The following is a 13,934-nucleotide window of genomic DNA, read 5'->3' on the forward strand; positions in this document are numbered from 1 at the left end:
GGCTCGATGCGGATCGCTGTGTTCCACCCCGGCGCGATGGGTTCGAAGCTGGCGGCGCAGTTGGTTGCCGCAGGCCACGAAGTGCACTGGGCGCCGGAGGGGCGGAGTCCGGAGAGTACGGCGCGCGCCGACGAGGCGGGCCTGATCGGTACGCCGTTCGCCGAGGCGGTCCGGGCGGCCGAGGTGGTGTTGTGCTCCTGCGCGCCACAGGGTGCCGTGGACATCGCCGTACAGGTGGGGCAGGCCGGGTTCGACGGGCTCTACATCGAGGCGAATCCGCTGTCGCCGAAGTCGTTGCGGGAGGCGCAGGCGGCGGTAGCACGGGCGACGTTCGTGGACGCGGGTGTGGTCGGTCCGCCGCCGACCGGTGGGCCGAGTCCGACGCACCTCATGTTGTCCGGTGCGGCCGCTGAGCAGGCAGCCGAGCTGTGGGCCGGGACGGCGGTCACGCCGATGGTGGTCGGAACCGAGCCCGGTGCGGCCAGTGCGGCCAAGTCGTCGTACGCCCTGTACAACAAGGGCAAAGCAGCCCTGGCGGTGCTCGCCTTCCAGCTGGCCGAGAAGCATGGTGTGACGGACGCGCTGACGGCACAGCAGGTGCGCGGAGACGCTGGCTCGCTGCGCGACCCTGAGTTACCGGATCAACTCCGCCGCGTCGCCTGGCGCTGGGGTCCGGAATTCGACGAGCTCGCGGAGACTCTGGACGAGGCTGGTCTCGAGGGTGACGCCGCCCGCGCGCTCCGCCAGGTCTGGACCAAGCTCAGCTAAGCAGGCCTGCCGTAGTCGCGGAAGACGTACGGCGGGATGAGCTCGATCAGGCCGTGCATCGCCTCCAGCCGGGCCAGCACGTCCTGGACCACGAAGGAATTGGCGCCCCAGGAGACGAGTGCGTTACCGGCGAACTGCCACTGCAGGCCGCCGTTGAACAGCATCCACTCCATCATCCGCGGGTGCAGGACGGCCGAGGCGAACCGGTCGTCCTCACACGAGATCCGGAACGCGTCGTTGAACGCCTGGTTCTCCAGCTCCAGGTCGCGGCCGCCGAACGCCCGCGTGAGACCCGAGTCCTTGCTCAAGGTCAGCGGTGGCAGCGCGACCGGCAGGTTGAGCGCGACCACGTGCGCGACCCGGGTCCGCTGACCCCTGCCCGCACCGGTCGAGTAGGTGTAGTCGAGTACGCACATGCCGCGGCCACGGAACTCGCCGGCGAACATCTCCCCGGGCCGGCCGCTGGTGAACAGCCTGGCGGCCACGTCCATCAGCCAGGGATTGGGCGGTGCCGGGAGCCAGCCGTACCGCGCCGCCTCCGCCGCCCGCCGCCGCAGGGCCGCGCGCCCGTGCTTGTAGATCACCACGATCGACACGACGAGCAGCGTGATCATCAGAACGACGAACAGCAGAAGGATGAGCGCACTGGTCGCAGCCACCCGAGCAACCTAACCGAGCCCCGGGCCAACCGAGCTGCGGTCGCGGCCCAGGGGATCAGCAGGCTCAGGCAGGCCAGCAGCAGTAAGGGTTCCGGTCCAGGCCTGTACGGCGGCGAAAAGTCACCACGAAGTTGGCCTGGCAGGCAGCCCATGAACGGATTTCCCGTCCGGGCTGGGTGGTGGGTAGACTGTTTTGGTTGCCTCGGCGAGGGACGCCCCCCGAGAACTGTTGGGCGCGGCTCCGTGATCGACGCGGTGGTTCGTTGCCTGACGCCTTCTCCGGGGTCACAAAGCGCCCGCTGAGGCCGCAGCCGAGTTCCACTTAGACAACCGATCACCGCAACGCATTTGAGGAGTTCATCTCGTGGCCGAGGTCAAGATCCAAGCCGAAGCGCGCACGGAGTTCGGCAAGGGTGCTGCCCGCCGAATCCGCCGGGACAACAAGGTTCCCGCAGTCCTGTACGGCCACGGCAGTGACCCGGTGCACATCACGCTGCCCGGTCACGACACCATGCTGGCCCTGAAGACCGCGAACGCCCTGCTGCTGATCGAGGTGGAGGGCTCGGAGAGCCACCTGGCCCTGCCGAAGCAGGTCCAGCGCGACCCGATCAAGGGCTTCATCGAGCACGTCGACCTGGTCATCGTGAAGCGCGGCGAGAAGGTCCAGGTGGACATCGCCGTTCATCTCGAGGGCGAGGCCGTGAGCGACACCCTGGTCGTGCTGGAGCACCCGAGCATCCTGGTCGAGGCCGAGGCGACCCACATCCCCGACGGTGTCGTCGTGTCCATCGAGGGTCTCGACGTCGGCTCCCAGATCCACGCGTCCGACATCAAGCTGCCGGCCGGCACCACGCTGGCGATCGAGCCGGACACCCTGATCGTGAACGTGACCGCCGCCCAGACCGCCGAGCAGGTCGAGGCCGAGCTGTCCGAGGCCGAGGCCGAGGCCGGTATCGAGCGGGACGAGCCGGAGGCCGAGGCCACCACGGCCGACGAGCCGGTCTCTGCTGCCGCGGAGTAATCACCAGCTCAGCGCACAGACACATCAGGAGGGCCGGGATCCGTGGCGGACGACGTGTGGTTGGTCGTCGGACTGGGGAATCCCGGCCCTTCCTATGCCCGCACCCGGCACAATGTCGGCCACCTGGTCGCCGACGAGCTGGCCGCCCGCACCGGCGGCAGGTGGAAGCAGCACAAGCAGGTCCGGGCCGAGGTGATCGAGACCCGGATCAGCGGGATCCGGACCGTGCTGGCCAAGCCGCGCTCGTACATGAACGAGTCCGGCGGACCGGTGTCCGGGCTGCTGAAGTTCTTCAAGGTCGAGCCGGCCGGGCTGCTCGTGGTCCACGACGAGCTGGACATCGACTTCGGCGTCCTGCGGGTCAAGTTCGGCGGTGGCGACAACGGGCACAACGGGCTCAAGTCGATCCGGAAATCGCTTGGCACCGGTGAGTACTATCGAGTTCGGTTCGGTGTGGGTCGTCCACCGGGCCGGCAGAACCCCGCCGACTTCGTCCTGAACGAGTTCTCCTCGACCGAGCGCAAGGACCTTCCGTTCGCGGTCGACCGGACAGCCGACGCCGTCGAGTCACTGCTGACCGACGGCCTGGAAGCAACCCAAGGGAAGTACAACTCGTGAAACTCGGCGGTCTCGTCGACACCCTGGTCACCGATCCGGTCGTGGCCGAGGCGGTCCGCGATGCCAAGGCCGATGGCGTCACCACCCTTGACCTCAGTGCGCCCGGCCCGGTCCGCCCGGTCCTGCTCGCGGCGCTCGCCTCCGAGCAGATCGGCGCCGACCGTCCGGTGCTGGCGGTGACGGCGACGTTCCGCGAGGCCGAGGAGCTCACCGAGGCGCTGCAGTGCCTGGTCGATCCCGCGACCGTCGCGTACTACCCGGCCTGGGAGACTCTTCCGCACGAGCGGCTCTCGCCCCGGTCGGACACCGTCGGCCGTCGGCTCGCCGTACTGCGGCGCCTGGCGCATCCGGATCCCTCGGACGAGACCACCGGGCCGATCAAGATCCTGGTCGCGCCGGTGCGGTCCGTGCTGCAGCCGCAGGTCGCCGGTCTGGCGGACCTCAAGCCGGTGCAGTTGCACGTCGGCGACACGGTCGAGCTCGAGAATGTCGTCGAGCAGCTGTCCGGGGCGGCGTACCACCGGGTCGATCTGGTCGAGCGGCGCGGTGAGTTCGCGGTTCGCGGCGGCATCATCGACGTGTTCCCGCCGACCGAGGAGCACCCGCTGCGGGTCGACTTCTTCGGCGACGACGTGGAGGAGATCCGGTACTTCGCCGTCGCCGACCAGCGCTCGCTGGAGATCGCCGAGCACGGCCTGTGGGCACCTCCGTGCCGCGAGTTGCTGCTGACCGACGAGGTGCGGTCGCGCGCCGCCGTACTGGCGAAGGAGCACCCGGAGCTCTCCGAGCTGTTCGAGAAGCTGGCCGAGGGGCACGCCGTCGAGGGCATGGAGTCGCTCGCACCGGTGCTCGTCGACCATATGGAGCTGCTGGTCGACCTGATGCCGGCCGGGACGCATGTGGTGGTCAGCGATCCCGAGCGAGTGCGGGCCCGGGCACACGATCTGGTCGCGACCAGCCAGGAGTTCCTGGAGGCGTCCTGGGCGGCGGCTGCCGGTGGTGGCGAGGCGCCGATCGACCTGGGTGCGGCGGCGTACATGTCACTCGGCGACGTCCGGGCGCATGCGCTGAGCAAGGGCCTGGCCTGGTGGAGCCTGTCGCCGTTCGCGGCGGCGCCGGCCGACGGGCCGGAGCTGCGGGACTCGATGGGTGAGCGGGTCGCGTTCGACATCGACCCGGACGCGGGTGCGGTCCGGAGCCGGGTGATCGCGGCGCACGAGGTGGACGCGTACCGCGGTGAGACCGCGGCCGCCGTCGAGGACGTCCGCGGCTGGCTGCGGGACGGCTGGCGGGTCGTCTGCGTGACCGAGGGCCACGGCCCCGCGCAGCGCCTGGCCGAGGTGTTCTCCGAGGCCGAGCTGCCGGCCCGCCTGGTCGAGGGCATCGAGAAGATCCCCGAGCCGGGCGTCGTCCTGATCTCGCAGGGTCAGCTCGACCACGGGTTCATTGCCGACGGCATCAAGTTCGCGGTGCTCACCGAGAACGACCTGGCCGGCCAGCGGTCGATGGCCGAACGCCGTTCCCAGCAACGGATGCCGAGCCGGCGGAAGAAGACGATCGACCCGCTCGAGCTGCAGCCTGGCGACTTCGTCGTGCACGAGCAGCACGGTGTCGGCCGGTACGTCGAGATGATGCAGCGGACCGTCGGCACCGGCGCGCAGAAGGCCACCCGCGAGTACGTCGTCATCGAGTTCGCCCCGGGCAAGCGCGGCCAGCCGGGCGACCGGCTGTACGTTCCGACCGACCAGCTCGACCAGGTCACCCGGTACGTCGGCGGCGAACAGCCGACCCTGGACAAGATGGGCGGCAGCGACTGGGCCAAGCGCAAGGGCCGCGCCCGCAAGGCCGTCCGCCAGATCGCCGGCGAGCTGATCAAGCTGTACGCCGCCCGCCAGGCGACCAAGGGCCACGCCTTCGCCAACGACACGCCGTGGCAGCGCGAGCTCGAGGACGCGTTCCCGTTCGTCGAGACGCCGGACCAGCTGGCCACCATCGACGACGTGAAGCGCGACATGGAGCGCGTCACCCCGATGGACCGGATCGTCTGCGGCGACGTCGGCTACGGCAAGACCGAGATCGCCGTCCGGGCCGCGTTCAAGGCGGTGCAGGACGGCAAGCAGGTCGCCGTACTGGTGCCGACGACGCTGCTGGTGCAGCAGCACTACGCGACCTTCGCCGAGCGGTACGCCGCCTTCCCGGTGAACGTGGCGCCGTTGTCGCGGTTCCAGACCGACAAGGAGGCCAAGTCCGCGATGGACGGGCTGGCCGACGGGTCCATCGACGTCGTGATCGGCACCCACCGGCTGCTGTCCGGTGAGGTGCAGTTCAAGGACCTCGGGCTGGTGATCGTCGACGAGGAGCAGCGGTTCGGCGTCGAGCACAAGGAGCAGCTGAAGCGGTTGCGGACGGCGGTCGACGTACTGACCATGTCGGCGACGCCGATCCCGCGCACGCTGGAGATGTCGATCACCGGTATCCGGGAGATGTCGACGATCGCGACCCCGCCGGAGGAGCGGCACCCGGTGCTGACCTTCGTCGGCGCGTACGAGGAGGGCCAGGTGACCGCCGCGATCCGGCGTGAGCTGCTCCGTGAAGGTCAGGTCTTCGTCGTCCACAACCGGGTGAACACGATCGAGAAGGCGGCCGCGCGGATCCGGCAACTCGTCCCCGAGGCGCGGGTGTCGGTCGCGCACGGCCAGATGCCGGAGCACCATCTCGAGCAGGTGATCCAGGGCTTCTGGGAGAAGCAGTCCGACGTCATCGTATGTACGACGATCGTCGAGTCCGGGATCGACATCTCGAACGCGAACACGATGATCGTCGAGCGCGCCGACCTGCTCGGCCTGTCCCAGCTGCACCAGCTCCGCGGCCGGGTCGGCCGGGGCCGGGAACGCGCGTACGCGTACTTCTTCTTCCCGCCGGAGAAGCCGCTGACCGAGACCGCGCACGACCGGCTGGCCACGATCGCGCAGCACGCCGACCTCGGTGGCGGTATGGCGGTCGCGATGAAGGACCTGGAGATCCGCGGCGCCGGCAACCTGCTCGGCGGCGAGCAGTCCGGTCACATCGCCGACGTCGGCTTCGACCTGTACGTCCGGCTGGTCGGCGAGGCGGTCGCGGAGTACCGCGGCGACACCTTGGACGACGAGGCCGCGGCCGAGGTCAAGATCGAGCTGCCGATCGACGCGCACCTGCCGCACGACTACATTCCGTCTCAGCGGCTGCGGCTGGAGATGTACCAGCGGCTGGCCGCCGTCCGGGACTCCGACGGCATCGCCGAGCTGGTCGAGGAGCTGCACGACCGGTACGGCGACATCCCGCAGCCGGTGCTCAACCTGGTCGAGGTGGCGAAGTTCCGCAACCACGCCCGCCGGGCAGGGCTGCAGGACGTGACTCTGCAGGGCAATCTGATCCGGTTCGGGCCGGTCGAGCTGCCCGATTCGAAGGTGCTCCGGCTGAACAGGCTGTACCCGAAGAGTCTGGTGAAGCCGCAACTGCGTACGATCCTGGTGCCGAGACCTGCCACCCGGCCGGTCGCCGGTCAGCCGCTCCGCGACCAGGAGCTGCTGCAGTGGTGCACCCGGCTGATCGACGACGTGATCGCCGAGCCGGTCGGGGCCTCGGTTTAGTTTCGAGCTGGAGATGCGAGGAGATTCGGTGAGCACAGCGCTGATCAAGGGGCGACGGCTTCGGGCGTTCGGTGCGGCAGTGGCGTCGGTGCTGCTGGTCAGCGGCTGCGCGGCGGGCACGCACCCGGGCGCGGCGGCCGTGGTCGGCAAGACCGAGATCACCGTCGGCGACGTCGACAAGACCTCGCGCGCGGTCACCACGGCGCTCGGGCAGCCGTTCAACAGCACGGTGGCGCTGAGCGAGCTGGTGAACAACGCGCTGGTCGCCGAGGTCTCCCAGCAGCGGTCGGTGTCAGTGAGCGACGCCGAGACCGCCGAGGCGGCCAAGCTGGTGGTCAACGACCAGACGGCGTACGAGAAGTTCGAGGCGGACCCGGTGGCGCGGGACTTCCTGCGCCAGGTGGCCGCCACCGCGGTCGCCACCATCAAGCTCGGCGGCGGGACCGGGGTCAAGGACCCGAAGGTCCAGCAGGCGCAGCAGGCCGGTATCCAGCTCGTCAAGGAAGCCTCGAAGGACGTGAAGATCGAGATCTCGCCGCGCTTCGGCCAGTGGAGCGACGGCCGGATCGACAGCAAGATCTCCGGTTCGCTGTCGGAGGAGTCCGCCCAGGCCAAGGCCAAGCGCGAAGCCGCCGAAGCACAGCAGAACCAGCAGGGCCAGGGCTGAGGTTCCCCCATGCCTGGTGACACCGCCGGCGGTGCGGTCAAAGTCGTCCTGACCAGCCCCCGGGTGGCACCAGGCCTGCTCACCCGCGCAGCCTGGCAGGCGTTCAGCGAAGCCGACGCCATCGGGGCCGCCCAGCCGCCGGCCGGGGGCCCGACGTTGCGTCCGGACGTGCAGGCTTTGGTCGGATCAGGGCTCGTCGTCACCCAGGTCGAGGGTGAGGTCAGTGAGCACTGGGCTTGGCTCAGCGAAGCCGCGGCGGCCGGCCAACGCGTCGCCTGGCTTGTCGGGGAGGACGGCGAACCGGGTCTCCTGCGAGTCGTCGCCGACCAGGTGAGCCGGGAGCCGCGTCCGCCGTACCAGGTGGAGATCCTGCACGGGTCGTACGACGTACCGGGCGCGCGGCTGATCGACCTCGTGCGGGTGATGGACCGGTTGCGGCGGAACTGCCCGTGGGACCAGGAGCAGACCCACGAGAGCCTGGCGAAGTACCTGCTCGAGGAGACCTACGAGACCCTCGAAGCCATCGACACCGGCGACCGCGCCCACCTCCGCGAGGAGCTTGGCGACATCCTCCTCCAGGTCGCCTTCCACTCCCGCATCGCCGAGGAGGACCCAGACGAGGGCTACTCGATCGACGATGTCGCCGGCGACATCGTGGAGAAACTCGTCCGCCGCCACCCGCACGTCTTCGGCACCGTCGTCGCGGCCGACGCCGCCGCTGTCGAAGCCAACTGGGAAACCATCAAAGCCGTCGAAAAACAACGCACCTCAGTCCTCGAAGGCGTCCCGCAAGCCATGCCCGCCCTGGCTCTCGCCGACAAGGTCCTGGGCCGCGCCGCCATGCTCATCCCGGCCGGCGCGCAGCTCGCCGAGCCCGCGACCGACGCCGGCCGGATCGGCCGGCAACTCCTGGACCTGGTCCGCGAGTCCCGCACCCTGGGCATCGACGCCGAACAAGCCCTCCGCACCACCATCCACCACCTGGCAGACGAGATCCGCACCGCCGAATCCGGCGGCGGCTGAGGATCAGAGCCGGTCCGCCGCCACGACCGCGACGCGCTTCTCGTCGCCGACCAGGGCCTTGAGGTCGCCTGGGTCCTCGCGATGACCACCGGTCCCGCCTCCGCGAGCGCCGTGGCCACGAGGATCGCGTCCACTGCCTGACCTGATCCCAGCCTGGCCTCGCCGATCAATTGCCCAGCCTTCTCGCCGACGGCGCGAGTGACGGGCTCGACGACGACCCCGTTCAGAACCCGGTGCCTTGCAGAGCTTCGGCCAGATCGCCGCAGAGGTGACGACCCGGCGGCCGTCGGCGTAGGCGGCCTGGAGGCGTACGTGCATCGAGAGGTCCGTCGCCGCCCTGGACTGTCCTTCGAAAACGGCGTGCCCGCCTGCGGCTGGGCTGGCAAGGTGTGGCGGGTGGATGTTGCTGAGTTGCTGGCGGAGCGCTGGTACCGGAAGCCGGCGAGCGTGACGCCGTTGGCCGGCGGAATGGGGTCGACGACCTGGCTGGCTGAAGGCGACGGGTGGCGGGTCGTCGTCAAGGCGGTGGATGCGAGCGACCAGGGGTTCGGGCCCGGGCTGGAGCTGGCGGCGCGGCTCGCTGACGCGGGCTTCGTGACCGGTCGGCCGGTGCCGAGCAGCACTCGGCAGTTGGTCGAGGCGTACGACGGCCGGTTGGTCGGTGTACTCGAGTTCGTTGACGGGGTGTCGCTGACGGCTGTTGACGCCTGGGCGGTGGGGGAGCTGCTGGGCCGGGTGCACAGGGCGACGGGGACGCCGGAAGGGCAGGTGGAGGAGTGGCTTCACCTCTTGCGGCAGTTCGACGAGTGGCTCGATCTCGAGGAGTGGATCCGGCCAGCGGTCGAGGGGGCGATGGAAGGGGTACGGCGGCTTGGACCGTTGAGCTGGGCATGGTTGCACGGGGACCCGGCGCCGGAGGCGTTTCTGCGGCAGGCCGACGGCACGAACGCGTTGATCGACTGGGGTGCGGCGATGCACGGTCCGGTGCTGTACGACGTGGCGTCAGCGGTCATGTACGTCAATGACTCCAGCCAGGTCGTACCGGCGTACCTGGAGCAGCGTCCAGAGTTGCGTGATGAGGTCGCAGCCGGCCTCGGCGCGTTTCTGCAGGTGCGGTACGCCGTACAGGCCGGGTACTTCGCCTGGCGGTGTTCAAACGACATCCGCACCGGAATCGCCGACCCCGCCGAGAACCGCAAGGGCCTCGCCGACGCCCGCCGCGCCCTGCTCACGCAGTACCCGTAGACCCTGATCACCCGGGCCGATCATCGCCTGGCCGGCCGGCGGAGCGTCAGGCTGCAAGACCTGCGGGACGAGGCGCTCGTCGTACCGCCGGAAGGGCGTCCGCACCGGCAGCAGTTGGAGCGGAGCATGCTGGATCAAGGCATCCGGTGGTCCGCTGCGGTCGAGGCGGAGGGGTGGGAACTGCTGGTCCACTTCGTCCGTCTAGGAGTAGGCCCGGCCGTCGTGAACGGGTCGGTCCGGGTGACAAGCGCCGTACGGCGGATTCCGGTGAGGGATCTGCCACCGGTGCGGTACTACGTCGTCACGTGCGGGGACCGGGCAGATCGGGTGAGCGAACTGAAAGGCATGTTGCTGTGAGCAGGGAGAGCAGAGCGATCTCCAGGTTGCTCAGGCACACGGCAGGTGAGCGTGGTCTCACGATGAGTGCGGACGGCTGGGCGTCGATCGCCGAGGTGCTGGCGGTCCTGCGGATGGATCGCCCGACCCTGGACGCGGCGGTCGAGCAGAACGACAAGCAGCGGCTGCAGGTCGACGGCAACCGGATCCGGGCGTGTCAGGGCCATTCGCTCGATGGAATGCCGGTGACACGTGAAGCCTTGGAGAACAGTTGGGAACGGGTGTATCCCGACCACCTGCTCTGGCACGGGACCACCCGGCAGGCGTTGCCGGCGATCCAGCGGGACGGCTTGCTGCCGGGACGGCGTACTCATGTCCATCTGGCGCCGTCCAAGAACAGTCATGTCGGCCGGAGGACGGCCGTAGAAGTCTTGCTGGGTGTGGATCCCAGTGGTTTGGCCGTCTATCGAGCCCCCAACGGAGTGTTACTGACGCGGTTCGTCCCGCCTGATGCGATTGTTAGGGTCGACGCGGTCCACCCTGCTCGCTGGTCTGGCAGCTAGGCTCGGGCTGATTCGTCATCGAGAACTTGGGAGTCAATGTGGCCACCATCGAGGCCGTCGGCGCCCGCGAGATCCTCGACTCGCGCGGCAACCCCACTGTCGAGGTCGAGGTTCTCCTCGACGACGACACCGTCGCCCGGGCCGCAGTGCCGTCGGGCGCGTCCACCGGCCAGTTCGAGGCCGTCGAGCTGCGCGACGGCGACAAGGGCCGGTACGGCGGCAAGGGTGTCCAGAAGGCCGTCACGGCCATCCTGGAGGATATCGACAAGGAGATCGTCGGGTACGACGTCCACGAGCAGCGGCTGATCGACCAGGCCCTGCTGGACCTGGACGGCACCCCGAACAAGGCCAAGCTGGGCGCGAACGCCATCCTCGGCGTCAGCCTCGCCGTCGCCAAGGCGGCCGCGGACTCGGCCGGCCTGCCGCTGTTCCGGTACGTCGGCGGCCCGAACGCGCACGTCCTGCCGGTGCCGATGATGAACATCCTCAACGGCGGCGCGCACGCGGACAGCAACGTCGACGTGCAGGAGTTCATGATCGCCCCGATCGGCGCGCCGACGTACGCCGACGCGGTGATGCAGGGCGCCGGCGTCTACCACGCGCTGAAGGCGGTGCTGAAGGAGCGCGGCCTGTCCACCGGGCTCGGGGACGAGGGCGGTTTCGCGCCGAACCTGGCCAGCAACCGCGAGGCGCTCGACCTGATCGTGATCGCGATCGAGAAGTCCGGCCTGCAGGTCGGCAAGGACATCGCGCTGGCGATGGACGTGGCCGCGAGCGAGTTCCACACCGACGGTGTCTACGCGTTCGAGGGCGGCAAGAAGTCGGCCGACGAGATGATCGCGTACTACGCCGACCTGGTGTCGTCGTACCCGATCGTGTCGATCGAGGACCCGCTGAACGAGGAGGACTGGGACGGCTGGAAGAACCTCAGCGCCCAGCTCGGTGACAAGATCCAGATCGTCGGCGACGACCTGTTCGTCACCAACGTCGAGCGGCTGCAGCGCGGTATCACCGAGAAGGCGGCGAACTCGCTGCTGGTGAAGGTGAACCAGATCGGCTCGCTGACCGAGACGCTGGACGCGGTCGACCTGGCCCACCGCAGCGGCTTCACCTGCATGATGAGCCACCGCTCCGGCGAGACCGAGGACACCACCATCGCGGACCTGGCGGTCGCCACCAACTGCGGTCAGATCAAGTCGGGCGCCCCGGCCCGGTCCGACCGGACCGCGAAGTACAACCAGCTGCTCCGGATCGAGGAGGAGCTCGACGACGCGGCGAAGTACGCCGGCCGCGCGGCCTTCCCGCGGTTCAAGGGCTGATTGCATGCCGTCCCGCCGGGAATCCGGTGCACGCCCCGGCTCGCGTCCGTCGAGCCGGACCCAGTCGCGTCCACCGGCCCGGCGGGGCGACCAGCCCAAACGCCGTACGACGGGAACCCCGGCCGGCCCGGTCCGGACCCGGGGCTCCCGCAACCTCACCGGCCGGGCCGCCGTCGTCCTGCTCGTGCTGGGTGCGCTGATCGTGTCGTACGCGCAGAGCCTGCGGGTGTGGTTCGACCAGCACCAGCAGATCACCGCGCTGCAGCAGGAGATCCGGGACCGGGAGAAGCGGGTCAACGAGCTGAACGACGAGATCGCCCGCTGGGACGACGACGCGTACGTGAAGGCGCAGGCGCGGCAGCGGCTCGGCTGGGTGATGCCGGGTGAGGTCGGCTACCGGGTGATCGGCGCGGACGGCAAGCCGGTGGGTGCTCCGCCGGAGCCTTCGACCCCGTCCGACGCGGCGGCCGACGAGCAGAAGCCGACCTGGTACACCAAGCTGTGGGGGAGCGTCGAGGGAGCGGGCAAACCCGCCGCCCCCGCCACGCCGGCGCCGGTCAAGCCGACCCCGAAGCCCATCCTGACCCCCTCGCCGAAGGCAACGCGGTGACCGTCGGTCCTGAAGACGTCGAAGCAGTCAGCAAGCAGCTCGGCCGGACCGCGCGGGGGATCCGGTCCATCGCGCACCGGTGCAGCTGCGGCCTGCCTGACGTGGTCGAGACCGAGCCCAGGCTCCCGGACGGTACGCCGTTCCCGACCACGTACTACGTGACCTGCCCGCGACTGGCCTCCGCGATCGGCACCCTCGAGGCCGAGGGCATGATGAAGGAAATGACGGACCGGCTCGGCACCGACGAGGACCTGGCCGCGCGCTACCGCGCCGCCCACGAGTCCTACCTGGCTCACCGCGAATCCATCGAACACGTCGAGGAGATCGCCGGCATCACGGCCGGCGGTATGCCCACCCGGGTCAAGTGCCTGCATGTGCTGGCCGGCCACTCATTGGCGGCCGGACCAGGCGTGAACCCTTTGGGCGACGAGGCGTTGGAAGCCCTCGACGACTGGGGCCGCCGGGGGCCGTGTGTCTGACCGGGCCACCGCAGCCCGGGTTGCCGGTCGCCGTGGGTCTGACCGGGTCGCCGCGGTCGACTGTGGGACGAACTCGATCCGTCTGCTGATCGCCGACCTGGTGCAGGGTGGGCTGGTCGAGGTGGACCGGCGGATGACGATCGTGCGGCTCGGACAGGGCGTGGACGCGACCGGAGCCTTTGCGCCGGAGGCGTTGGGGCGGGTGTTCACGGCATCCGACGAGTTCGCGGCGGCGATTCGGGCGGCCGGTGCGACGCGGACTCGGTTCGTGGCGACCTCAGCGGCACGGGATGTGAGCAACCGGGACGAGTTCTTCGCCGGGATCGCCGAGCGCTTCGGCGTGGAGCCGGACATCATCTCCGGCGCCGAGGAAGCCGAACTGACGTTCCGGGGAGCAACCAGCGGGCTGGCCGCGCTGGAGGTGCCCGGTCCCTACCTGGTGGCCGACATCGGCGGTGGATCGACCGAGCTGGTCCTGGGTGACGCCGCTGGAGTGCGCGCGGCCGAGTCACTCGACATCGGCTCGGTGCGCCTGACCGAGCGGCATGTCACCTCGGACCCAACCTCGCCGGACGAACTCGCCGCCGTCACCAAAGACGTCGACACCTTGCTCGACTCCACCACGGTGCCGATCGGCCAGGCCCGCGCGCTGGTCGGCGTCGCCGGGACGGTCACCACGGTCGCCGCCGTCGCCCTGAAGCTCCCCGAATACGACCGAACCCGGATCCACCACGCGCGGATCTCCGGTCCGGTCCTCCGTGACACCACGGCCTGGTTGGCGAACTCCACGCGCGCCGAGCGTTCCGCCGTACGGTCGATTCATCCCGGCCGGGTGGACGTGATCGGAGCCGGAGCGCTGATTCTGCAGCGGCTGTACGACCGCATGGCCGTGGACGAGGTGCTGGTGTCCGAGCACGACATCCTGGACGGCGTCGCGCTCTCACTCAGCTGAGCCGGATCTCCAGGCCATCACATTGGCGCCGAATCCCCATCGCCG

At 69.6% G+C, this 13,934-nt stretch carries 14 protein-coding genes; 13 read left to right on the forward strand and 1 reads right to left on the reverse strand.

Going from position 1 to position 13,934, the window contains the following annotated elements:
• Positions 1–6: 6 nt before the first annotated feature.
• Positions 7–768: a DUF1932 domain-containing protein gene (locus AB0F43_RS14075; RefSeq protein WP_360475150.1), complete on the forward strand. Its 762-nt coding sequence runs from the start codon at positions 7–9 to the stop codon at positions 766–768.
• Here AB0F43_RS14075 and AB0F43_RS14080 read toward each other — a convergent pair.
• Positions 765–1,427, reverse strand: a complete 663-nt coding sequence (locus AB0F43_RS14080; RefSeq protein WP_360475153.1) for a hypothetical protein — start codon at positions 1,425–1,427, stop codon at positions 765–767. The two genes, AB0F43_RS14075 and AB0F43_RS14080, sit on opposite strands and share 4 nt — an antisense overlap.
• 364 nt (positions 1,428–1,791) lie before the next feature.
• On the opposite strand from AB0F43_RS14080, the gene AB0F43_RS14085 reads away from it, so the two are divergent.
• From AB0F43_RS14085 to AB0F43_RS14140, 12 genes are all read left to right on the forward strand, one after another.
• Positions 1,792–2,448 carry a 50S ribosomal protein L25/general stress protein Ctc gene (locus tag AB0F43_RS14085; RefSeq protein ID WP_360475156.1) on the forward strand — a complete coding sequence of 219 codons (657 nt, stop codon included), beginning with the start codon at positions 1,792–1,794 and terminating at the stop codon, positions 2,446–2,448.
• A 42-nt stretch (positions 2,449–2,490) separates the two neighbouring features.
• Positions 2,491–3,066, forward strand: coding sequence for an aminoacyl-tRNA hydrolase (gene pth, locus AB0F43_RS14090; RefSeq protein WP_360475159.1), 576 nt, complete (start codon positions 2,491–2,493; stop codon positions 3,064–3,066).
• Complete coding sequence (mfd, locus tag AB0F43_RS14095; RefSeq protein WP_360475162.1) at positions 3,063–6,695, forward strand: transcription-repair coupling factor; 3,633 nt, start codon at positions 3,063–3,065, stop codon at positions 6,693–6,695. The genes pth and mfd overlap by 4 nt, the downstream gene beginning before the upstream one ends.
• A gap of 28 nt (positions 6,696–6,723) precedes the next feature.
• The gene (locus AB0F43_RS14100; RefSeq protein ID WP_360475165.1) at positions 6,724–7,362 is read left to right on the forward strand and encodes a hypothetical protein; all 639 of its coding nucleotides are present in this window, start codon (positions 6,724–6,726) and stop codon (positions 7,360–7,362) included.
• A gap of 9 nt (positions 7,363–7,371) precedes the next feature.
• A complete protein-coding gene (locus AB0F43_RS14105) occupies positions 7,372–8,385 on the forward strand; it encodes a MazG family protein (RefSeq protein ID WP_360475168.1) in 1,014 nt (337 codons plus the stop codon).
• Between the two features lie 396 nt (positions 8,386–8,781).
• Positions 8,782–9,630 (forward strand): phosphotransferase, encoded by an 849-nt coding sequence (locus AB0F43_RS14110; RefSeq protein WP_360475171.1) that lies wholly within the window; start codon positions 8,782–8,784, stop codon positions 9,628–9,630.
• 6 nt (positions 9,631–9,636) lie between these two features.
• The gene (locus AB0F43_RS14115; RefSeq protein ID WP_360476790.1) at positions 9,637–9,987 is read left to right on the forward strand and encodes a LysR substrate-binding domain-containing protein; all 351 of its coding nucleotides are present in this window, start codon (positions 9,637–9,639) and stop codon (positions 9,985–9,987) included.
• Positions 9,984–10,529: a tRNA 2'-phosphotransferase gene (locus AB0F43_RS14120; RefSeq protein WP_360475174.1), complete on the forward strand. Its 546-nt coding sequence runs from the start codon at positions 9,984–9,986 to the stop codon at positions 10,527–10,529. The genes AB0F43_RS14115 and AB0F43_RS14120 overlap by 4 nt, the downstream gene beginning before the upstream one ends.
• Positions 10,530–10,567: 38 nt before the next feature.
• Complete coding sequence (gene eno / locus AB0F43_RS14125) at positions 10,568–11,848, forward strand: phosphopyruvate hydratase (RefSeq protein ID WP_360475176.1); 1,281 nt, start codon at positions 10,568–10,570, stop codon at positions 11,846–11,848.
• A 4-nt stretch (positions 11,849–11,852) separates the two neighbouring features.
• On the forward strand, positions 11,853–12,458 hold the full coding sequence (locus tag AB0F43_RS14130; protein ID WP_360475179.1) for a septum formation initiator family protein: 606 nt from the start codon (positions 11,853–11,855) through the stop codon (positions 12,456–12,458).
• Positions 12,455–12,937 carry a DUF501 domain-containing protein gene (locus AB0F43_RS14135; RefSeq protein WP_360475182.1) on the forward strand — a complete coding sequence of 161 codons (483 nt, stop codon included), beginning with the start codon at positions 12,455–12,457 and terminating at the stop codon, positions 12,935–12,937. The genes AB0F43_RS14130 and AB0F43_RS14135 overlap by 4 nt, the downstream gene beginning before the upstream one ends.
• Positions 12,930–13,889, forward strand: coding sequence for a Ppx/GppA phosphatase family protein (locus AB0F43_RS14140; RefSeq protein ID WP_360475185.1), 960 nt, complete (start codon positions 12,930–12,932; stop codon positions 13,887–13,889). Before AB0F43_RS14135 ends, AB0F43_RS14140 begins: the two co-directional genes overlap by 8 nt.
• Positions 13,890–13,934: the final 45 nt, after the last annotated feature.

The sequence above is a fragment of the Kribbella sp. NPDC023972 genome (genome assembly GCF_040639075.1).
Taxonomy (GTDB): domain Bacteria; phylum Actinomycetota; class Actinomycetes; order Propionibacteriales; family Kribbellaceae; genus Kribbella.